Here is a 21,166-nt window from a genome sequence, read left to right on the forward strand (position 1 = left end):
GACCGGCGGAGGGCCGACAATGAGGTTCATGGAATTCCAGGACGTCGTCCGCACGCGCCGGATGCACCGCAAGTTCACCGGCGAGCCCGTATCGGCCGAGGCGGTCGACCGCATCACCCGCAACGCCGTCCGCGCCCCCAGTGCGGGGTTCAGCCAGGGGTGGGCGTTCGTGGTGCTGGAGGCCGCCGAGGACCGGGACCGGTTCTGGGCGGCCTCGACGCCGGACACCGCGGAGCGCTCGGAGCGTGACATGTCGGCGTGGCTCGCCGGCATGCGGACCGCGCCGGTGATCATCCTCGCGCTCGCGTCCAAGGCCGCCTACCTGCGGCGGTACGCAGAGAAGGACAAGGGCTGGGAAGACCTCGACGAGTCCCGCTGGCCGGTGCCGTTCTGGCACATCGACGTCGGCATGGCGTCGCTGCTCATGCTGCAGACCGCCGTCGACGAGGGGCTGGGCGCCTGCTTCTTCGGCGTCCCGCCCGAGCACGTGGGGGCGGTCCTCGCCGAGCTCGGTGTCCCGGACGAGTTCGAGATCACCGGCGTCGTCGCCGTCGGGCACCCGGCCGACGGCCAGGCGTTGGGCTCACCCGCCCGCCGCAGGCGCAAGCCTCTGGACGAGGTCATCCACCGCGGCGGGTGGTGAGCCACCCGCTACGCGGTCACGGCTCCTGGGAGACCAGTTCCGAGATCGTCGTGTGCATGCCCTGCACGTCGCCCCGCTCGTGGGCCAGCAGCCAGCTCGCGAGCTGGTCCGACGCCTCGACCACCGTGGTCGCGCGCGGGATCCGGCGACCGTGGAACTCGGCCCACAATGCGTCGGTCAGGGCGTCGTGCCTGGTCAGCACGTCGCCAAGCACGACGGCGTCCTCCACGGCCTGCGCGGCGCCCTGCGCGACGGTGGGTGGGCAGGAGTGGGCGGCGTCGCCGATGATGACCGCGCGTCCGCGGTTCCACGGCTCGGCGACGACGTGGCTGGTGAACCACGTGTAGTTGATGTGCTCGACGCCCACCTCGAGCTGGGCCCGGATGGCGTTCCAGTGGGCGCCGTAGGGGCGGGCCAGCTCCGCCATGATCTTCGAGCCCTCTTCGGCCGTCATGCCCTGGCGGTCCTGCTTGTCCTCGACCAGGTACGCGTACATCGTGTCCTCGCCCGTGGGGCAGAAGCCCGCGATGTAGGACGGGCCGCCGAACACGAGCTCCGTGTGGTCGGCCCCAGCGGGCCGCTCGACGAAGGCCCGGAAGATACCCATCCCGTTCGGCTCCGGCCTGGTCTCGATGCCGATCAGGTCCCGGACGGCGGAGTTGAGCCCGTCGGCCCCGACGACCAGCTCGTGGGTCACCTCTTCCGGGCCGGCGTCCGTGGCGAGCGTGAGCGTGGCGTCGTCGTCGGTCTGGGCCAGGGCCGTGACCCGGGTGCCGAAACGCACGGTGGCGCCGAGCGCCTGCGCCCGGGCCAGCATGATCTCGGCCAGGTCGGGGCGGAACATGCCAGCGGTCGCCGGGTAGTCGGGTCCGCCCATCCGGTTGTCGTGCATCTCGGCGACCAGGGGCGCCTCCGGCCCCGGTGCCCGGATACCGGTCACGTCGAACGAGAACGACCGGGCCCGCACCTGCTCCCAGATCCCGAGCCGGTCGAAGGCCCGCAGTGCGTTGCCCTGCAGCGTGATGCCGGACCCGAGCGCGCCCAGGCTCGGCTTCGCCTCGTACACGACGACGTCGGCCCCGGACTCGGCCAAGAGGATGGCGGTCGCGAGCCCAGCGGCCCCCGCACCCACGATTCCGACGTTCTGCACAGCACTCACGGTGTCTCCCTGGGTCTGGGGCGGATCCACGAGCGGGAGTCGTAGATACCGCGCAAACTACATCAGACCGGGCACCTGCTGACCGACGGCGGTGCGAACTTCATCCGGGAGCTGCGACCAGTCGTCGGCCGTGTCGAGGTCGACGGCGGTGCCAGGCCGGTGCACGACCGTCACGTCCAGCCCCTGAACCTCCGCCTCCGCAAGATGCGCGACGAGCGACCCGACCCCGAACCGGAACCGAAAGCCGCCGTCGGCGTCCTCGTCCCCTTCCCCGTCCCCTTCGAGGCCTAAGTCTCTTCGCTTTGCGGCCGCTGAAAGCGAATCAGCGTCGACCTCGAAGGGGAGGAGCAGGAGGTTCGTGCCGGAACGGTTGCGGTCCGTCGCGATGACGACCCGGGTGGGCTCGGCGAGGAGGGCCGTCACGTCCTCCCCGGTCAGGGCTGGGAGGTCGGCGTGCGCTATCAGGAGCCGGCCGGGGCCCGGGACCGGCGTCCCGGGTGTCAGTCCCGGCGGCCTCGCCGCCAGCACCTCGCGGGCGTGCTCCAGGGCACCGTTCAGGCCGGGCCGGCCGGCCGGCTGCTCCAGCACCTCGACCGTCAGCCCCGCCAGGGTCTCCCGGGTGAAGACCGGGTCCGCCGTCACCACCACCACGCGCTCGATCCCGTCGGTGGCGAGCAGCGTCTCCACCACGTGCCGGGCCAGCACCCGGACCAGCCGGCGCCGCGAACCGGCGTCGAGCACCGCGGCCAGCCGCGACTTGCCGGAGACGCCGTCGCGGAGCGGCACCACCGCCGTCGTGCCCTGCCGCCGGACGGCGCCGGTCACGCCAGCGCCAGCAGCTCGCGGGCCAGGCGCTCGCGGCCGGGCGGGCCGCCCATGACGGTGTCGGTGACGTGCACCGTCAGGCCGAGGTCCGCGACGGGTCCCGCGAGGCCCGCGTCGCGCTCGTCGATCACCATGACGTCCACGAGGTCCGCGTAGATCCGGGCGACCCCCAGGGCCGAGACCTCGTGCCCCAGCGTCTCCAGGATCTGGGCGGCCGGACCCTTGATCGCCTGCCCGCCCACGATGGGGCTCACCGCCACGCGGCGGCCACGAGCGGTGGCGAGCGCCTCGCGGACGCCCCGCACCGCGAGCAGCGGCTCGATCGACAGGAACGGGTTCGACGGCGCGAGCACCACCAGGTCGGCGGCCAGCGCGTCGAGCACGCCGGGGGCGGGGCGGGCGGCGTCGGCCCCCTCGAAGTGCAGGCCGAGGACGGCGTCCGCGTGCTGCCGCCCCACGAAGTACTCCTGGAAGCCGAGGCGACCCGACGGGGTGTCGACGAGGGTGGCGAGATGGTCATCGGTGGCGGGCACGACGCGCGGCCGGACGCCCATCGAGCGGGCGAGCTGCGCGGTGACGGCCGACAGCGGGTCGCCCCGGCGCAGGCGCGCGGTGCGCACGATGTGGGTGGCCAGGTCGCGGTCGCCGAGCGTGAACCAGGTGTCCTCGCCGAGGTCCCGCAGGGCGGACAGGGCCGCGTAGGACTCGCCGCGCAGGCCCCAGCCGCGGTCCTCGTCGTTCAACCCGGCGAGCGTGTACACGACGGTGTCGATGTCGGGGGAGATGGAGAGGCCGTGCAGCTCCGTGTCGTCGCCGACGTTCACGACGACGGTCAGGCCCGGTTCCGGGCCCGTGTCGGTGGCGGACGGCGCCGTTGCGGGTGTCTCGGTGGCGGCCGCGCGGAGCGCGAGGTCGAGGCCGTGCGCGAGCCGCGCACCGCCGACCCCGCCCGCGAGGAGGGTGACGTTCACGCGTCGAGCCTACGTGCGGGATTCTAGACTGCGTACATGGCCGTTTTCGCGTTCTCCGTCGCCCCCATGACCGCAGGCGAGTCCGTCGCCGAACAGGTTGCCGAGGCCGTCCGTATCGTCCGGGAGTCAGGGCTCCCGAACCGGACCACCTCGATGTTCACCGAGATCGAAGGGTCCTGGGACGAGGTGATGCCGGTGATCCAGCGCGCGACCGACGCCGTCGCCCGGGGCGGGCACCGGGTGTCGCTCGTCATCAAGGCCGACATCCGGCCGGGTGCGCCCGCCGGGCAGATCGACAGCAAGATCGCCCGGGTCGAGGAGCGGCTCACCGCCGACGAGGCGGAGACGGGCCACTCCTGAACCCGGCAGGACAAGCCACACCACACCTTCACCCCGGTGTTTCCGGTCTATTGCGCGCGGCCTTTAGGCTAAGGCGGACCGATGCCGCTGGACCCCGGGAGATCACGAGATGCCATTGTTCGAGGTCGATACCCAGCGGCCCCTCCTCGTGACGTCCGCGAACGGTGCGAACGGCTCGGAACCAGGACTCAAGACCACGGCCAACCAGGTGGTCGACTCCCACATCGACGGACTCCTCGGTGAAGAGGTCTTCCCGATCGCGCAGGGCTCCGGCCCCGACGAACCGCACCTGCTCGCGCTCGACGCGTCGGGCTCGCCCGTCGTCGTCGAGCTGGTCGCGGACCTCGACCGGGAGAACCTCGCCAAGGCGCTCGACCACGCCGGCGCCGCCGGCCGGCTGACGCGGGCGGACCTCGCGGCGCGGTACAGCGGCGGTGCCAGCTCGTTCCAGCACGACGTCGCCGCCTTCTACGACAGCGTGCCCATCACGCGCACGCAGTCGGGCAAGAACGGTGGCAGCGGCGCGCGGCTCATCATCATCTGCCAGAACGCGCCCGACGAGATCCTCAACGCGGTCGACTTCCTCCGCCAGCCGACGATGCCCGTCGAGGTACTGAAGATGGGTGTCGTGAACTCGAACGACGGCCGCAAGTTCCTCGACGTCTCGCCGCTCGTGGTGCACCTTCCGCCGGGCCTGCCCGCGCCCAAGTCCGCGCCGATCGGCGGGGCCATCACGGGCTCCCTGGACGGCTCGGTCACCAGCTCGATGGACACGGGCGTCACCGGCGGTGTCGCGGGCGGCTCCGCGGCGCCCAAGGACGCGTTCGAGGAGGGCGTCAAGGTCGGCTACGCGCTCACGGGCAAGATGCCGGTCGTAGCGCAGGCGCCGCAGACCCGTTCCCCGCAGGCGCCCCAGTCCCGCGCCGAGCGCGCGCGCCAGAAGCCGGTGCGCGCCGAGGCCTCGCCGCCGCCGCTCGCCGACAACCCGTCCGCAGGCCCGACCAACGCGGCGACCGGCCTGCGGTCCAGCCTCCGCGGCAGTGCGCCGCGCGGCGGCACCTCCGAGCGTGCGGCAGGCGGCGGTTCGTCCGAGCGTGCGGCAGGTGGCGGTTCGTCCGAGCGTGCGGCAGGCGGCGGTTCCCCCGAGCGTGCGGCGGACGGCGGTACGCCCGAGCGTGCGGTCGACGGCGGTGCACGCGAGCGCTCGGCCGGTGCTGGTACGTCCGAGCGCGCGGCAGGCACCCGCGCCGCGCGCCGCGCCCGGGCTGCCGCTGCGGGCCCCGGCGCCGTGCCGCCAGCCCCCAGCGGACCTGGCAACGGCAGCATGCCCAGCGCCCCGATCTCGTCGGTGCGGCCCGGCGCGGAGTCCCGCCCGACGCCGAGCACGCCGCCGCGGCTGGCCGCCAGCCGTTCCTCGCTCGGTGACGACGCCGTTCCCGTGCGCACCGAGCCGGCCGCCGAGCCGGCACCGGCGACGCGTCGTCGTTCGCGCACCGACCGGTTCGCGGCGTCCGCCGCCCAGCAGGACGACCCGACGTCGGCCCCGACCCCGGCGCCCGGATCGAGCTACCCGCCGCCCGCGCCGCCGCAGCCGGTGGAGGAGAACCTGTGGCAGCCGCCGTCGTACGACGCGGGCGCGGCCTACTCCGGGACGGACTCGAACGAGCCGTCCGACTTCGACATCACTCAGCCCCGCTACACGCCGGAACCCGCCTACGGTGCCGAGTCGAGCTTCGCGCCCGCGGCGCCGGCGTACGGGTATCAACCCGAGCCGGCCACCGGCTACGGCGACCAGAACGGTTACGGCTACGCCGAGCGGCCCGGGTACGAGTCGCCCTACCCGGACAACGCGGCCCCGGGGACCGCCGAGCGGAACCCCTGGGAGTCCGGCGGCTACCTGGCAGGTCCCGACGACGGTTACGGGCAGCCGGCGTTCGCGGCGGACCCCTACCCGTCGAGCGCGCCCGAGGCGCCTGCCCGTCCGGTGCCCCCGAACGAGAGCATCCGGGCCAGCACCCCGATGCTGTTCGAGGAGGAGGACGACCCGGACCTGGAGGCGCTCGCCCGCAGCGTGGGCACACCCACGCGCATCGTGTGGTCCCGCCCGCGCCGCAACCAGCACTTCGAGGCGATGCTCCTGCCGGACGGCGCCATCGAGCTGGCCAACGGCGCTCGCTACCGGCACCCGGACTCGGCCGCGACGGCGGCGTCGGGCTCGTACACGGCCGACGGCTGGAACGTGTGGCGGATCGGGGACACCGGCCCCACGCTGGTCGAGGAGTTCTCCCGCCGCTTCGCCTGACCCGCCCCGTCCACGTCGTTGAGTGCTGGGTATTTGCGGGTCTACGGGCCGGAAACCCGCAAATACCCAGCACTCAACGGGAGCGAGACGGTCAGGGGCGGACGACCAGCTTGCCGAACTGGGTGCCCTCGTGCAGCCGGGCCAGGCCGTCGGCGGCCTCGGCGAGCGGGACCACCGCGTCGATCACCGGGCGGACACCCGTGCGGGCGCAGAACCGCGCGAGCGCGCCCAGGTCCTCGCGTGAGCCCATCGTGACGCCCTGGACCCGGAGCTCCTGGAAGAAGATGCGGGTCAGCTCCGCGGGGGGAGCGTCGCCCGACGTCGCCCCGCAGACCAGCACCGAGCCGCCGGGACGCACCGAGCGGATCGAGTGGGCCCACGTCGCCTGACCCACCGACTCCAGCACCGCGTCGACGCGCGCGGGCAGGCGCGCACCGGTCTCGACGGCGCCCGCGGCGCCCAGCGCGACGGCCCGCTCGCGCTTCTCCGCGGAGCGGGAGGTCACCCAGACTTCCAGGCCGGCGGCCGCGCCGAGCGTGACCGCCGCCGTCGCGAGGCCGCCGCCGGCACCCTGCACCAGCACGCGGTCACCCGGGGTGAGCCCGCCCGCCGTGAAGAGCATGGTGTACGCGGTGAGCCACGCGGTCGGCAGGCACGCGGCCTCCTCGAACGACAGCTCGGCGGGCTTGGGCACGAGGTTCGCCGTCGGCACGGCCACCCGCTCGGCGAGGGTCCCGGGGTAGCGCTCCGAGAGGAGCGACCGCGGTTCCTTCGGCCCGACGCCGTGGCCGTCGGCCCCGATGACACCATGGACGATCACCTCGGTGCCGTCCGGAGTGACTCCAGCGGCGTCGGTGCCGAGGACCATCGGCAGTTGCTGCTCCTTCAGCCCCACCCCGCGCAGCGACCACAGGTCGTGGTGGTTCAGGCTCGCGGCCCGCACGTCCACCGTGGTCCAGTGCTCGACGGCATCCGGTTCGGGGCGGTCACCCACCTCCAGGCCGTCGAGCGGGCTGTCGGGCGAGAACCTGGTCACGTAGGCGGCAAGCATGCGGCGACCCTAACCGACGCCGGACCAGCCGGCAGGGACGGTACCCAGCCTGACCCGCTGCGGGTGATCGCCCACCGGCACCGACGTGATCCGCTGTCCGGTCTCGAAGTCGATCGACGTCACCTGGTCGGCCGCCGACTCCGAGACAACGCACGCCTCGCCGTCGCCCGTGACCGTGGACCAGTACGGCTTGGCGACGTCGATCAGCGGGCCCTCCTCGAGCGTGGCGCGGTCCACGACCACCGCGTAGTCGTCCATCGTGCCGGCGACGCACAGGTGCTCACCGGAGGGCTGCATGGCCAGGCCGTGGTGCCGCGAGTCGTTGACCAGGTCGGAGCGCGGCCCGTCGAACACCCGCGGCAGCGTCTTGACCCGCGTGATCCGGTCGGTGGCGACGTCGTACTCCAGGAAACCGCCGAAGTACGAGACCTGGAAGTAGAGCTTGGACTCGTCCGGGCTGAACGTCGCGGGGCGGACGGCGTCGGACAGGTGCTCGAGGCCGGCGTCGTCGAGCCGTTCGCGCATGTCGATCTCGCGGACGACCTCGAACGTCTCGGCGTCGGCCACCGTGATGACCCGGTCGCCCTTGAGGAAGTCGAGCGCCGGGTCGTCGAGGTCGTTGTTGACCTCGCCGATCGACATGTTCCAGATCAGCCCGTCGGCCGTGTAGATGTTCTCGTGCGGCTTGTCGCCCGTGGGGAACGAGCCGGCCTCTGCGCCGGTCTCGATGTCCAGCACGTGCACGCGGTTGCCGGTCGACGCCGAGACGGCGACCTGCGTCCCGTCGGGCGAGACCGCCATGTGGTCCGCACGCAGGCCCGACACCGGGAAGCGCCACTCGACCTCGCCGGTGGCGAGGCTGATGGAGACGACGTCGGCGAAGCTCGGCCGGGAAACCACCAGCGACGAGCCGTCGGGCGTGGTGTACATGTCGTCGGCGAACTGGTCGTGCCCCTCGCCGACGGTCTCGCGGATGACCAGGAAGGCCGCCAGCCGGATCGGGTCGCGGTAGATCTCGCGCAGCCGCTGCTCGCGGTCGGGGATCACATCGACCTCGCCGACCGGCGCGAGGTCGGCGCCGGAGGACAGGACCGAGGCCGTGCCGTCCCAGTTGTTGGCGACGAACAGGACCTCTTGCGGGGGCGGGTCGGCCTGGGCCGGCGCGGCGGCGACCCCGCCGGACGCCATGAAGCCCAGCGCGGCCAGGATGGAGAGAGCACGGCGATGTGTCACTGAACGCTCCTCTTCGTCGAGCTGATCAGCGGTGATCAGCTCGACGAAGATTACTGGAGACCAGTTCAGTAACGAAAGATCACCCGGCGTGTCACTTCGCGGCGACGTCGAACATCCAGGAGATGCCGAACCTGTCGGTCAGCGCTCCGTAGTAGTCGCCCCACGGTGCGAGCTCGAACGGCTGACCCGGCGTCCCGCCGTCGGACAGCTTCTCGTAGGCGCCCTTGATGTAGTCGTGGTCGTCGGGCCCGCCCGTCAGGGCGACGGTGACGCCAGCGGAGGGCGCCACGTACTCCATGAACGACGGCGTGTCCGACGCCATGATCGTGAGGCCGCCCGGGGTGTCGAGCTGCCCATGCATGACGAGGTCCTTGTCATCGTCGGGTGTGGGCATCCCCTCCATCGGGGTGCCACCAAAGGTGCTGACGTCGAGCTCACCGCCGAGCACGGACCGGTAGAAGTCCAGGGCAGCCTTGGCCTCGGACTTGAAGCTGAGGTACGGATTGAGCTTTGCCATACGGCCACGCTAGTCCTGGGGCCGCCGGAACGCAGGACGGTTACCCGAGGAACTCGCTCACCATGGGACCGATCTGGTCGGCCTCGACCAGGAATCCGTCGTGGCCCACGTCGCTGGTGACGATCCGCAGCGACTCCGCACCCGGGATCCACTGGGCGAGGCGTGCGGACTGCGTGGGCGGGAACAGCCGGTCGCTGTCCACCGCCACCACGAGCGTCCGGGCGGTGATCTGACTGAGCGCCGCCTCGACGCCGCCACGGTCGCGCCCCAGGTCGTGCGACAGCATCGACTCGGTGAGCACCAGGTAGGAGTTGGCGTCGAACCGGCGGACGAGCTTGTCGCCGTGGTGCTCGAGGTACGACTGCACGGCGAACCGGCCGCCCGCGAACGGGTCCTCGCCGCCCTGCGGCAGCCGGCCGAAGCGCTGGTCCAGCTCGTAGCCCGTGCGGTACGTGGTGTGGGCGATCTGCCGGGCGATGCCGAGGCCGGTGTGCGGGCCGTCGTCGTCGGCCGCCGAGTAGTAGTCGCCGCCGCGGAAGCGCGGGTCCACGCGGATCGCGGCGAGTTGCGGGTGTGCCCACGCGATCTGGTCGCCGCCGGTCTGGGCGGTCGTGGCGATGGCGGCCACGTTCCGCACCTCGATGTCGGCCTCTGGCCCGAGCAGCGCCCACTCGAGCACGCGCAGCCCGCCCATCGACGCGCCGACCACCAGCTCCCACGACCGGATCCCGAGCTCGTGCGTCAGCGCGATCTCCACGGCCACCTGGTCGCGCGTGGTGATGTACGGGAATCGCCCGCCCCACGGTCGCCCGTCCTGCGCGACGGAGGACGGGCCGGTCGTGCCCTGACAGCCACCGAGCGCGTTGGGCGCCACCACGAAGTACCGGTCGGTGTCGATGGGCTTTCCGGGACCGACCGTCTCGGCCCACCAGCCGTCGGTCACGTGGCCCGGGCCCGCGACACCGGTCACGTGCGAGTCGCCTGTCAGGGCGTGCAGCACCAGCACGGCGTTGGAGCCGTCGGCGTTCAGGGTGCCCCAGGTCTCGTAGGCCACGCGCACGGCGGGCAGGCGGCCCCCCGCCTCCAGGTCGAACGCGCCGACGTCGGCGAACAGCCGGTGCCCGGGGTCGTCGCCCTCGCGCCACGCACCGCTCGCGGGTACCGGCGGCTTGCTGCGGGAGCGGGAGGTCTGTACGGGATCGGCGGGGCTCGGCGGAGCCCCGCCGTCCCGGCCGTGTGCGCCGTCCGGCGCAGGGAAGGGCACGAGCACCGAGCGGACGGGTTGGTCCGGGGTGTCGTGCGCGGCCCTCGGGGTGGTGATGGCCATGGTGTCTCCTGCGGCTTGGTGTGGTGAGCTCGGAGTGTGAGCTCGGGGCACGGCCCCGGCGCGGACGGCGGCGTCACATCGCTGCTGCTACTTCGACTCCCCGCCCAGGAGGTTCTTGGCCGCGGTGAAGCCCAGCTCCAGGTCGGCGAGGATGTCCTCGACGTTCTCCAGGCCGACGGCCAGGCGGACGAGCCCAGGGGTGACTCCTGACAGTGCCTGCTCCTCGGCCGTGAGCTGGGAGTGCGTTGTCGAGGCCGGGTGGATCACGAGCGACCGGACGTCGCCGATGTTCGCCACGTTGGAGTGCAGCTCCAGGGCCGACACGAAGGCCTGCCCGGCCTCGGCGCCGCCGTCGAGCTCGAAGGCGAGCACCGCGCCGGCCCCCTTCGGCGCGTACTTCTGCGCGTTCGTGTGCCAGGGCGAGCTCGGCAGGCCCGCGTAGTGGACCGTGCCGACGTCGTCCCGGGCCTCCAGCCACTCGGCGACGTGCTGCGCATTGGCGACGTGTCGCTCGATCCGCAGCGACAGGGTCTCGATGCCCTGGGCCAGGAGGAAGGCGTTGAACGGCGAGATCGCGGCGCCGAGGTCCCGCAGGAGCTGGACCCGCGCCTTGAGGATGAACGCGAGGTTCGCCCCGAGGGCCGAGCCGACGCCGAGGTCGCGCGCGAAGACCAGGCCGTTGTAGCTGGGGTCCGGCGTGTTGAAGCCCGGAAAGCGCTCGGGGTCGGCGGCGAAGTCGAACCGGCCGCCGTCGACGATCACGCCGCCGATCGTGGTGCCGTGACCGCCCAGGTACTTGGTCGCCGAGTGGACCACGAAGTCGGCGCCGTGCTCGAACGGGCGGATCAGGTACGGCGTCGCGACCGTGTTGTCGACGATCAGCGGGATGCCGGCCTCGTGCGCCGCCGCTGCGATGCCCTCGATGTCGAGCACGTCGGAGCGCGGGTTCGGGATGGTCTCGCCGAAGAACGCCTTCGTGTTCGGCCGGACGGCGGCCCGCCACGCGTCCAGGTCGTGCGGGTCCTCCACGAACGTGGTCTCGATCCCGAACTTCGGCAGCGTGTGGTGGAGCAGGTTGTACGTGCCGCCGTAGAGGCTCGCGGAGGCGACTATGTGGTCGCCCGCCTGGGCGAGGTTCAGGAGGGCGAGGGAGCCGGCCGCCTGGCCCGACGCCACCAGGAGCGCGCCGACGCCGCCCTCGAGGCTCGCGATCCGGTCCTCGACCACCTGCGTCGTGGGATTGCCGATGCGGGTGTAGATGGGGCCGAGGTCCTTGAGGGCGAACCGGTCGGCGGCGACCTCAGCGTCGGGGAAGACGAACGACGTGGTCTGGTAGATCGGCAGCGCGCGGGATCCCGTGGTGGGGTCCGCCTCCTGGCCGGCGTGGATCTGGCGGGTCTCGAACGACCACTGGGGCTGAGTCATGGCTCTCCTGCTTCCTGTAGCTGGTGGCGTGCTTCGGGCGGAACTGGCCGAGATGTGCCGCGACGTGCCCCATGGGGCCTGCGCATCAGGAGGTGGTCCGCGGCGGGGTGGCGCGCACGCGGGAGTCGGCCGTGCGGCCGAGGGCAGGCGAACGTGCGCTGGTTCAGCAACTACACATTCGACGAGTCATGGGTGTGACCGTAGACGGCTCTGGGCGGCACCGAAAGTCGTGTCTTATATCGTGAGATCGAAATTTGAGACGGCCGTGGGACCAGGCCAAAGGGTGGCGCTCGCCGGGTCGCGGGTGCTCCGGTAGCGCGAAACGGCGGCCTGGGCCACATTGGACCGTGAAACGGAAGTGATTCACACGATCTGCGCAAGGCGACACGCCGAAAGATGCGCCGATCGGGAAAGGGGATCATGGGACGGATCCGAGATCTGGACGAGTCGAGGCATGGCCACGGCGCGGTGCTGGCGCTCCGCGCGCTCGGGATCCTGGTGCTCGCGCTCTGCCTGGTGATCCCCTGGGGCCCGATGGCCAAGGCCGACGCACCCGTGGACCCGCCCACCGCGCAGGAGGCCCAGGCGGCTCGTGAAGCGGTCGCCGCGGGCACGCTGGACGTGCGGCAGGCCGAGGCGGCGCTCACCACGCTCCGCTCGGAGCTCGAGGCAGCCCGGGTCCACGTGCAGGTGACCGCCGCCGACTACGCCGAGGCGCAGCAGGCCGTCGAGCGCGCCGAGCAGGCGGTGACCGCTGCCCGCCGCGCCGCGGAACAGGCGCACGAGGGCGAGGTGGCGGCACGGGCGGGCCTGGCCGAGGTGTACCGGGCGTCGGCGCGCGACGCCGGGCTCGGGTCCCTCGGCATCGCCTTCCAGGCCGACTCGGTGCCCGACATGGTGGGACGCAGCGCCGCGGAACGCGCGGTGCAGCGCAAGCTCGGCGGGGCCATGGCCGAGTACCAGGAGGCGCGCGCGGCGGCGGATTCCGCTGACGCCCGGTGGACCGCCGCGAAGAAGCAGCGCGGCGTGGCGGCCGAGCAGGCGGAGGTGGCGTTCGGCGCCGCCCAGGCTGCCGTGGCCCAGCTCGAGGCGCGCACGCGGGCCGCAGCGGTGGAGCGCGAGGCGCTGGTCGAGCGGCTCGCCCGGCTGCGGCAGACCAGCGTCGCGATCGAGCGAGAGCGGGAGGAGGCGCGGGCTGTCGCGGCGGAGGCCGCGCGTGAGGCCGCGGCGAAGAAGGAGCTCGAACGGCAGAAGCCTGCCCGGGCGGACGCGGAGGCCCAGCCTGAGGCCCAGCCAGAGGCCGGTGCCGAGGCGCCCGGCGGGAAAGCCAGGTCCGGTGCCGCCAAGGAGGGTTCAGGGGGTGCGCCGGCGCCCGCCCGGGATCCGGAGCCGGCGCCCGCCGCGGAGCCGGCGCCCGCCGGCCCGGCCACGTCGGGCGTGACCGTGGGCTCGGAGAGCCGCGGGGCCGGCGCCGTCGCCTGGGCCCGGACCAAGATCGGCGCGCCGTACCTCCTCGGTGCCGCCGGTCCGACCGCTTACGACTGCTCGGGCCTGACGATGATGGCGTGGGCGAGCCAGGGCGTGGACATCACCCGGACGTCGCGGTCGCAGTACCTCGCCGTCGGCAAGGTGGACTACGGCTCGCTCCGGGCCGGTGACCTCATCTTCTACGGCTCGAACCCGAGCGACCCGTCGTCGATCTACCACGTGGCCATGTACACCGGCGGCGGCATGATGATCGAGTCGACGCTGCCCGGGCACCCGCTGTCGGAGAATCCGGTGCGGTTCTCGAACGCGATGCCGTACGCGGGCCGCCCCTGACCCTCGACGGGTCAGACGCTCAGGCCACCGGAGCGACCTGAGCGTCTGACCCGTTCTGGCGCGGCGGGGTCAGTGCTTGGCGTAGTAGCCGGTGTCCTCGGCGCGCTGGATCGAGCGAACGATCTCGGCCTCGGCGTCGGAGCGGCCGACCCAGTGGGCGCCCTCGACGGACTTGCCCGGCTCGAGGTCCTTGTAGACCTCGAAGAAGTGCTGGATCTCCAGGCGGTGGAAGTCCGAGACGTCGTCGATGTCCTGGCGCCACGCGGCGCGCTGGTCGCCCGTCGGCACGCAGAGGACCTTGTCGTCGCCGCCGGCCTCGTCGCGCATGCGGAACATGCCGAGGGCGCGGCACTTGATCAGGCAGCCCGGGAACGTGGGCTCCTCCAGCAGGACGAGTGCGTCCAGGGGGTCACCGTCTTCGCCGAGGGTGCCCTCGATGAAGCCGTAGTCGTCCGGGTAGCGCGTCGAGGTGAAGAGCATGCGGTCGAGGCGGATACGTCCGGTCTCGTGATCCACCTCGTACTTGTTCCGCTGACCCTTGGGGATCTCGATCGTGACGTCGAACTCCACGCCGATGTGCTCCAGTTCTCGAAGATGGTCGCCGAAGTGTCGTACCGCGGCGGCGGCCTTGCGCCCGTCCAGTGTGCCACGTGTCCTGTGTCCCGACCGTTACCTGTGGTCAGCGCCACTCTCCGGGTTGGGCATAATTCGCAGCGTGTGCGTCGCGCGCGCGAGCCGGTCTCGCGAGCGGGTGAAATCTCCCGTGAATCGTCGTCGCTGTACCCACCGCATGGTTTGCCGCCACTAGAGTTGCCTATGGCTTTTACGTGACGATCGAGAGGATGCCCATGGAGTGGGGGTTGCGCTCCGGCGCTGCCGTCGCCGCGGTCGTCGCACTGTTCGGCGGGTACCTCGTCGCCGACGCGTACGACGTCGTTCCCGGCATGCTCACCACGGCCGAGCCGTGGCCAGAGCCCAGCCCCTTCCCGTCGGCTCCCGGTGCCGTCGAGGGGCCGGCTCCGGTCGCGCTCCTCGAGGGTCTCCCGGACGACGCGCCGGTACCGGACAGCGCTGAGCTGCAGCGCCTGGTGACGGGCCTGGCCAAGGACAAGCGGCTCGGTTCGCGGGTCGGCGTCATGGTGGCCGACGGGAGCACCGGCGAGGTGCTCGGCTCGTCGAGCCCGGACAAGCTCATGACTCCCGCGTCCACCCAAAAGCTCTTCACCGGCGTCGCCGCGCTCACGTCGATCGCTGGCGCCACGCTGGACACCAAGGCCGTACTCGCCGAGAACGACACAGTGGTCCTGGTGGGTGGTGGCGACATGATGCTGGCGGAGGGGCAGGGCGACCCCGACGCCGTCAACGGGCGGGCCGGCCTGGCCGACCTCGCTCAGCAGGTCGCCGCCAAGGTGAAGGTCACCGGCACCACCGAGGTGCGGGTCGCGCTCGACGACACGCTCTTCACCGGCGACGACATCGCACCCACCGTGGCGAGCCCGGACATCGCGGCCGGCTACGTGGCACCCGTCTCGTCCGTCGCGATCAACGTCGGGCTGCTGTCCGACGAGTACACCGACAACGGACCCCGCGCGTCGGACCCCGGCAAGTACGCCGCGGAGGCCTTCTCCGCGGCGCTGGAGGCCGAGGGCCTGCAGACCGCCGGTGCCGTGGTCAACGAGGCCGCGCCGGACGATGCCCAGGTGCTCGGCCAGGTGAGCTCCGCGCCGATCGCGGAGATCGTCGGGTTCGCCATGCAGTACTCCGACAACACGATCACCGAGGTCCTCGGGCGCCTCGTCGCCGTGGACGCCGGCCTGCCCGGCTCGAACGACGGCGCCACCCAGGCGGTGATCGCGAGTGCGCGGGAGCTCGGCGTCGACATGACCGGTGCTCGCCTGCGGGACTGCTCCGGCCTCGGTGACGGGTCCTACCTGAGCTCGCAGCAGCTCGTGGACCTGCTCGGGATCATGGTCGACCCCGCGCACCCGAAGCTGCGCAGCGAGGCCGTCGGCATGCCGATCGCGGGCCTGTCGGGCACGCTCGACAGCAGCGTCGGGAGGTTCACCGGGACCAACCCGGCCCGGGGCCTGGCGCGGGCCAAGACCGGCAGCCTGCCCAAGGTGCGCGCGCTCGCCGGCACGGTGGTCACGGCCGACCGCCGGCTGCTCGTCTTCTCGATCCTCGCCGACTCGATCCCCGCCGACCGGACGGTGGGCGCCACGCAGATCTACGACAGCTTCGTCGGAGACCTCGCGGCGTACTCGACCCAGGGCTGACGGCCCACCGGCCACGGCGGTTACCGTGGTCCGGTGACCCAGGCCTCCACCGCCCCGCAGGTCGTCGACTGGTCGGCGGCAGCACAGATCGCCGGACGCCTCGCCGCGCCCGGGCCCCAAGCCCCGCGGGGCGAGCTCGACTCCCTGGTGAGCGGGTTGCGCAGCGCTGCGGGAGACGCCGTCGGGCACGTGCTGGAGACGACGCGCATGCTGCCGCATGACGGAGGCATGACGCTGAGCCCCGTGGTGGTCGTGGACCGCGCGACCTGGGCCCGGGCGAACACGCAGTCGATGGCCGCCATGACCGACGGGATCGGTGCGGTCGTCGCCGAGGTGTCGAAGGGCGCCACATCGCCGGGCGCCCAGATGGCCGGCGCCGCCGAGATCGGTGCGGTCCTCGCCCTGCTCAGCGGGCGGGTGCTGGGCCAGTTCGACCCGTACTCCGGTCCCGGCCGGCTCCTGCTCGTCGCCCCCAACGTGCTGCAGGCGGAGCAGGCGCTGCGGGTCCCGGTGCGCGACTTCCGGCTGTGGGTGTGCCTGCACGAACAGACGCACGCTCTGCAGTTCGCGGCCGCGCCATGGCTCTCCGGGCATCTGAGCGGCCGCACGCAGGACCTGATCGCCGGCATGGCCAGGACGTCGGCCGAGCTGGCCAGGGCTCGGTTCGACAAGAAGGTGGTCGCGATCGGGCGGAACGTGCTCGCCACCCTGCGCGGCGAGGGCGGCACGCTCATGGACGGCATGCTCACGCACGAGCAGAAGGGTGAGCTGGCCGACATCACCGCCGTCATGGCCCTCCTGGAGGGACATGCGGACGTGATGATGGACGCGGTGGGGCCGCGGGTGGTGCCCTCGGTGCGCCGCATCCGCGCCCGGTTCGAGCGCCGTCGCGACGGCGAGGGACGCAACACGTTCGACACCGTGGTGCAGAAGCTGCTCGGGATGGAGGCCAAGCTCGCCCAGTACCGCGACGGGGCGGTGTTCGTGCGGGCCGTGGAGCGGGCGGTGGGACGCGACGGGCTCAACGCGGTGTGGGCCGCCCCGGAGAACCTGCCGACCGCCCGGGAGATCGCCGACCCCCGCGCCTGGGTGCGCCGGGTGCACGGATGAGCACGGGGGCGGGGGCTGCGGGCTCCGTGCCGCACCCGTCGTCCGACGGCGGGGACGGCTGATCGTGGCCCGGGTCGACCCTGCCGTCGCCGCGGCACGCAACGCGGTCCGGGAGGTGCTGGCCGGGCTCGGCCCGGACGACCTGGTGCTGGTCGCGTGCTCGGGCGGTGCGGACAGCCTCGCGCTCGCCGCGTCGCTGGCGTTCGAGGCCCGGCGGGTGGGCCGCTCGGTCCGGTCGCGGGGCCACGCCGTGCGCGCGGGCGCCGTGGTCGTGGATCACGGCCTGCAGGACGGCTCCGCAGAGGTCGCCGCGCGGGCGGCCGAGCAGTGCCGCTCGCTGGGCCTCGACCCGGTGGTCGTCCGGCACGCGGCCGGTCCTGGTACTGCGGCTGCCTCGGCTGCGACAGCCGAACGTAGGAGTGGTCGCGTTCCGGGCGCCCATCACGCGACCAGGCCTACGTTCAACGGCGGAGGGCCCGAAGCAGCGGCCCGGGAAGTCCGGTACTCCGCGCTGGAGGCGTTCGCCGCCGAGACCGGCGCTGCCCTGGTGCTGCTCGGGCACACCCTCGACGACCAGGCGGAACAGGTGCTGCTCGGCCTCGCCCGGGGCGCCGGGGCCCGCTCGCTGGCCGGGATGCCGCGCGAGCGGGGGATCTTCCGCCGTCCGTTCCTGGGTTTGCGTCGGGCTCAGACCGAGGCGGTGTGTGCGGCGTCGGGCCTGGAGTTCTGGACGGACCCCACCAACCTGCTGCCGCCGGACGCCCCGCTCCGAGATCGGTCGGATGACCCGAGATCGGTCCATCGATGGACCGATCTCGAGTCAACGGACCGATCTCAGGTTCAGCGCGCCGGCGAAGCGTTCACGCCGCTCCGGTCCCAGGTGCGCGGACGGGTGCTACCGGTGCTCGAGGCCACGCTGGGTCCGGGCGTCGTCGAGGCTCTCGGACGCAGCGCCGACCAGCTGCGCGACGACGCGGACCTGCTGGACGCCCTAGCCGCCGACCTCCTGGCCGAGGCGCGGGCGGCCGTCGAGAACGGGGTTGTGGCCCCGGGTCGGGCCACTGATGAACACAACCCCGTTCTCAACGTCGGGGTGTTGGAGCGGGGACACCCGGCGGTCCGGCGTCGTGCACTCCGGCTCGCCGCGCTCGACGTCGGCTGCCGGCCCACGGACACCACCACGCGACACGTCGACGCGCTGGACGCCCTCGTCGTCTCATGGAGCGGTCAGGGCGCCGTCCATCTACCGGGCGGCGCACAGGCCCGTCGTGCGTGTGGCAGTCTTTTCCTGCGCGCCGCGCCGACCGGTATCTCGGACGGCGGGACCGGCGTCCAGCCCCCCAGCACAACTCAGGAGTAACTCGTGGACCAGTCCGACGTCGGCCCCGACCTCGCCGAGATCCTCCTCACCGAGGAGCAGCTCACCAAGAAGCTCGACGAGCTGGCCGCCCAGATCGACGCGGACTACGCAGGCAAGGACCTGCTCCTGGTCGGCGTGCTCAAGGGCGCGGTCATGGTCATGGCGGACCTGTCACGCCGGCTCCACCACCAGGTCCAGATGGACTGGATGGCGGTGTCGTCGTACGGCTCGGGCACCAAGTCCTCCGGCGTCGTCCGCATCCTCAAGGACCTCGACGCGGACCTGACGGGCCGCAACGTCATCATCGTCGAGGACATCATCGACTCGGGCCTCACGCTGTCGTGGCTGGTGTCCAACCTGCGCTCGCGCGGCCCCGAGTCCGTCGAGATCGCTGCCATGCTGCGCAAGCCGGACGCCGCGCAGGCCGACGTCGACGTGAAGTACCTGGGGTACGACATCGCCAACGAGTTCGTGGTGGGCTACGGCCTCGACTACGCCGAGAACTATCGGAACCTGCCGTTCGTTGCCACCCTGGCACCGCACGTCTACGGAGGCTGACTCGTCAGCACCGCTCGACGCAGCGGAATGCCCATCCCGGGCGGTTCGTCACGTCTGGGCGAGGTGTGGCCCAGGCATCACATGCTCTGGGCGAACACTCGGGGCTCCTGTCAGGGAGACCATGTAGTTTCGACGGAAACATACTGCGCGAGCGGAGGGAAACGGGGCTCGGTCCCCGTCGCCGATGAACATCAAGAAGCTTCTGAGTGGGCCTGTCATCTGGATCCTGGTCGCCTTGGTCGTGGTGACGCTGGCCATCTCGGCACTGAACCAGCCCAATGTCTCGCGAATCGAGACGTCACAGGGAATCGAGCTGCTGAAGGGCAGCACAGTCGAGCACGCCCTCATGGTCGACGGCGAGCAGCGGGTCGAGCTCAAGCTCTCCGAGGCTTATTCGGTGACCGAGGGCGAGGGGGAGGACGCCGAGGAGGTCGACAAGGGCAAGACCGTCGAGTTCTTCTACACGCTGCCGCAGGGCGACCGGGTCGAGGACGCGATCGTGAAGGCCGACCCGGCCGACGGGTTCGACTCGGAGGTGCCGCAGCCCAGCTTCTGGTCCTCCATGCTGTCGGTGCTGATCCCGTTCCTCCTGATCGGTGTCGTGTTCTGGTTCCTGCTCTCGCGGGCGCAGGGCGGCGGCAGCCGAGGGGTCATGGGCTTCGGCAAGTCCAAGGCCAAGCTGGCCACAAAGGACACCCCGCAGGTGACCTTCGCCGACGTCGCCGGCGCGGACGAGGCGGTGGAGGAGCTCCAGGAGATCAAGGAGTTCCTCGCCGAGCCGGCCAAGTTCCAGGCGGTCGGCGCCAAGATCCCCAAGGGCGTGCTGCTGTACGGCCCGCCCGGTACCGGTAAGACGCTGATCGCGCGCGCCGTCGCCGGTGAGGCAGGGGTGCCGTTCTACTCGATCTCCGGCTCCGACTTCGTCGAGATGTTCGTGGGTGTGGGCGCCAGCCGTGTCCGCGACCTGTTCGAGCAGGCCAAGCAGAACTCGCCGGCGATCATCTTCGTGGACGAGATCGACGCCGTAGGCCGGCACCGTGGTGCGGGCATGGGCGGCGGGCACGACGAGCGCGAGCAGACACTGAACCAGATGCTCGTCGAGATGGACGGCTTCGACGTCAAGACGAACGTCATCCTGATCGCGGCGACCAACCGGCCCGACATCCTCGACCCGGCGCTGCTGCGCCCGGGCCGCTTCGACCGCCAGGTCGCCGTGGAGGCCCCTGACCTCAAGGGTCGCGAGGCGATCCTCAACGTGCACGCGCAGGGCAAGCCGATGGTCCCGGAGGTCGACCTCGAGGCCGTCGCCCGCCGCACGCCCGGCTTCACGGGTGCGGACCTGGCGAACGTGCTCAACGAGGCCGCGCTGCTCACCGCGCGCAGCGGTGCTCAGCTCATCGACGACCGTGCGCTCGACGAGGCCATCGACCGCGTCGTGGCCGGCCCGCAGAAGCGCACCCGCGTCATGAACGTCAAGGAGCAGAAGATCACGGCGTACCACGAGGGCGGCCACGCCCTCGTCGCCGCGGCGATGCGCTACACGGACCCCGTGACCAAGGTGACGATCCTGCCCCGCGGTCGTGCCCTGGGCTACACGATGGTGATGCCGCTCGAGGACAAGTACTCGACCACGCGCAACGAGCTCCTGGACCAGCTCGCGTACGCGATGGGCGGCCGTGTGGCCGAGGAGCTCGTGTTCCACGACCCCACGACGGGCGCCTCGAACGACATCGAGAAGGCCTCGGCCATCGCCCGCAAGATGGTCACCGAGTACGGCATGAGCGAGCGGGTCGGCGCCATCAAGCTCGGCACCAGCGCCGGCGAGCCGTTCATGGGCCGTGACTACGGTCACCAGCGCGACTACTCCGAGTCCGTGGCCGGCATGATCGACGACGAGGTGCGCAAGATCGTCGATGCCGCGCACGACGAGGCGTGGGAGGTGCTGAGCCAGTATCGCGACGTGCTCGACGAGCTGGTGCTGGGTCTGCTCGAGAAGGAGACGCTGAACCAGAAGGAGCTCGCGGAGGTCTTCCGGGCCGTCGAGAAGCGCCCCGCGCGCGACGTCTGGCTCTCCAGCGAGCAGCGCACGGTGCACACGCGCGGTCCGGTCCTCACGCCCAAGGAGATCGCGGCCCAGAACGGGCACTCGACCGTGCCGCAGGACGAGGCAGTGCTGGACGTGGCGCCGCCGTCGGACGCCGCGCCGACGGATACGCCGAACTGAGCAG

Annotated in this window: 18 protein-coding genes; 9 read left to right on the forward strand and 9 right to left on the reverse strand. The window is 72.0% G+C overall.

All coding sequences use genetic code 11. The features are described from left to right. Positions 1-28: 28 nt before the first annotated feature. The gene (locus tag AB0F40_RS16785) at positions 29-643 is read left to right on the forward strand and encodes a nitroreductase family protein (RefSeq protein ID WP_357469707.1); all 615 of its coding nucleotides are present in this window, start codon (positions 29-31) and stop codon (positions 641-643) included. 16 nt (positions 644-659) lie between these two features. Here AB0F40_RS16785 and AB0F40_RS16790 read toward each other — a convergent pair whose 3' ends face one another. The 3 genes from AB0F40_RS16790 to cofD are packed head-to-tail and all read right to left on the reverse strand — an operon-like array spanning position 660 to position 3,598. Next, positions 660-1,802 (reverse strand): FAD-dependent monooxygenase, encoded by a 1,143-nt coding sequence (locus tag AB0F40_RS16790; protein WP_357469710.1) that lies wholly within the window; start codon positions 1,800-1,802, stop codon positions 660-662. A gap of 57 nt (positions 1,803-1,859) precedes the next feature. Beyond that, positions 1,860-2,627: an NTP transferase domain-containing protein gene (locus tag AB0F40_RS16795; RefSeq protein ID WP_357469713.1), complete on the reverse strand. Its 768-nt coding sequence runs from the start codon at positions 2,625-2,627 to the stop codon at positions 1,860-1,862. Then, complete coding sequence (gene cofD, locus AB0F40_RS16800) at positions 2,624-3,598, reverse strand: 2-phospho-L-lactate transferase (RefSeq protein WP_357469716.1); 975 nt, start codon at positions 3,596-3,598, stop codon at positions 2,624-2,626. Before cofD ends, AB0F40_RS16795 begins: the two co-directional genes overlap by 4 nt. A 36-nt stretch (positions 3,599-3,634) precedes the next feature. On the opposite strand from cofD, the gene AB0F40_RS16805 reads away from it, so the two are divergent. Further along, positions 3,635-3,958, forward strand: a complete 324-nt coding sequence (locus tag AB0F40_RS16805; protein ID WP_253870667.1) for a thiamine-binding protein — start codon at positions 3,635-3,637, stop codon at positions 3,956-3,958. A 109-nt stretch (positions 3,959-4,067) separates the two neighbouring features. Then, positions 4,068-6,260: a hypothetical protein gene (locus AB0F40_RS16810; protein WP_357469720.1), complete on the forward strand. Its 2,193-nt coding sequence runs from the start codon at positions 4,068-4,070 to the stop codon at positions 6,258-6,260. Positions 6,261-6,351: 91 nt separating this feature from the next. Here the strand turns inward: AB0F40_RS16810 and AB0F40_RS16815 are convergent, their stop codons facing one another. The 5 genes from AB0F40_RS16815 to AB0F40_RS16835 all read right to left on the reverse strand — a co-directional run bounded on the left by AB0F40_RS16815 (position 6,352) and on the right by AB0F40_RS16835 (position 11,813). After that, the gene (locus AB0F40_RS16815; protein WP_357469723.1) at positions 6,352-7,311 is read right to left on the reverse strand and encodes a zinc-binding dehydrogenase; all 960 of its coding nucleotides are present in this window, start codon (positions 7,309-7,311) and stop codon (positions 6,352-6,354) included. A 9-nt stretch (positions 7,312-7,320) separates the two neighbouring features. Next, on the reverse strand, positions 7,321-8,544 hold the full coding sequence (locus AB0F40_RS16820; RefSeq protein WP_357469726.1) for a YncE family protein: 1,224 nt from the start codon (positions 8,542-8,544) through the stop codon (positions 7,321-7,323). A 91-nt stretch (positions 8,545-8,635) separates the two neighbouring features. Beyond that, the gene (locus AB0F40_RS16825) at positions 8,636-9,061 is read right to left on the reverse strand and encodes a VOC family protein (protein ID WP_357469729.1); all 426 of its coding nucleotides are present in this window, start codon (positions 9,059-9,061) and stop codon (positions 8,636-8,638) included. A gap of 40 nt (positions 9,062-9,101) precedes the next feature. Beyond that, positions 9,102-10,388 (reverse strand): homoserine O-acetyltransferase, encoded by a 1,287-nt coding sequence (locus tag AB0F40_RS16830; RefSeq protein ID WP_357469731.1) that lies wholly within the window; start codon positions 10,386-10,388, stop codon positions 9,102-9,104. A gap of 87 nt (positions 10,389-10,475) precedes the next feature. After that, positions 10,476-11,813 carry a bifunctional o-acetylhomoserine/o-acetylserine sulfhydrylase gene (locus AB0F40_RS16835; protein ID WP_357469734.1) on the reverse strand — a complete coding sequence of 446 codons (1,338 nt, stop codon included), beginning with the start codon at positions 11,811-11,813 and terminating at the stop codon, positions 10,476-10,478. 420 nt (positions 11,814-12,233) lie between these two features. Between AB0F40_RS16835 and AB0F40_RS16840 the strand changes: the two genes are divergently transcribed. Beyond that, complete coding sequence (locus tag AB0F40_RS16840) at positions 12,234-13,634, forward strand: C40 family peptidase (RefSeq protein WP_357469737.1); 1,401 nt, start codon at positions 12,234-12,236, stop codon at positions 13,632-13,634. Between the two features lie 69 nt (positions 13,635-13,703). On the opposite strand, the gene AB0F40_RS16845 is transcribed toward AB0F40_RS16840, so the two are convergent. Then, the gene (locus tag AB0F40_RS16845; protein ID WP_253870651.1) at positions 13,704-14,204 is read right to left on the reverse strand and encodes an inorganic diphosphatase; all 501 of its coding nucleotides are present in this window, start codon (positions 14,202-14,204) and stop codon (positions 13,704-13,706) included. Between the two features lie 257 nt (positions 14,205-14,461). Between AB0F40_RS16845 and dacB the strand changes: the two genes are divergently transcribed. The 5 genes from dacB to ftsH all read left to right on the forward strand — a co-directional run bounded on the left by dacB (position 14,462) and on the right by ftsH (position 21,162). Beyond that, on the forward strand, positions 14,462-15,910 hold the full coding sequence (gene dacB / locus AB0F40_RS16850) for a D-alanyl-D-alanine carboxypeptidase/D-alanyl-D-alanine-endopeptidase (protein WP_357469741.1): 1,449 nt from the start codon (positions 14,462-14,464) through the stop codon (positions 15,908-15,910). Positions 15,911-15,943: 33 nt separating this feature from the next. Further along, positions 15,944-17,020: a zinc-dependent metalloprotease gene (locus AB0F40_RS16855; RefSeq protein ID WP_357469744.1), complete on the forward strand. Its 1,077-nt coding sequence runs from the start codon at positions 15,944-15,946 to the stop codon at positions 17,018-17,020. 64 nt (positions 17,021-17,084) lie between these two features. Then, complete coding sequence (locus AB0F40_RS16860; RefSeq protein ID WP_357469746.1) at positions 17,085-18,380, forward strand: tRNA lysidine(34) synthetase; 1,296 nt, start codon at positions 17,085-17,087, stop codon at positions 18,378-18,380. Between the two features lie 3 nt (positions 18,381-18,383). After that, a complete protein-coding gene (gene hpt / locus AB0F40_RS16865) occupies positions 18,384-18,938 on the forward strand; it encodes a hypoxanthine phosphoribosyltransferase (protein WP_357469748.1) in 555 nt (184 codons plus the stop codon). Between the two features lie 184 nt (positions 18,939-19,122). After that, complete coding sequence (gene ftsH, locus AB0F40_RS16870; protein WP_357469751.1) at positions 19,123-21,162, forward strand: ATP-dependent zinc metalloprotease FtsH; 2,040 nt, start codon at positions 19,123-19,125, stop codon at positions 21,160-21,162. Positions 21,163-21,166 lie beyond the last annotated feature (4 nt).

It is taken from the genome of Promicromonospora sp. NPDC023987 (assembly GCF_040639055.1).
GTDB lineage: Bacteria > Actinomycetota > Actinomycetes > Actinomycetales > Cellulomonadaceae > Promicromonospora.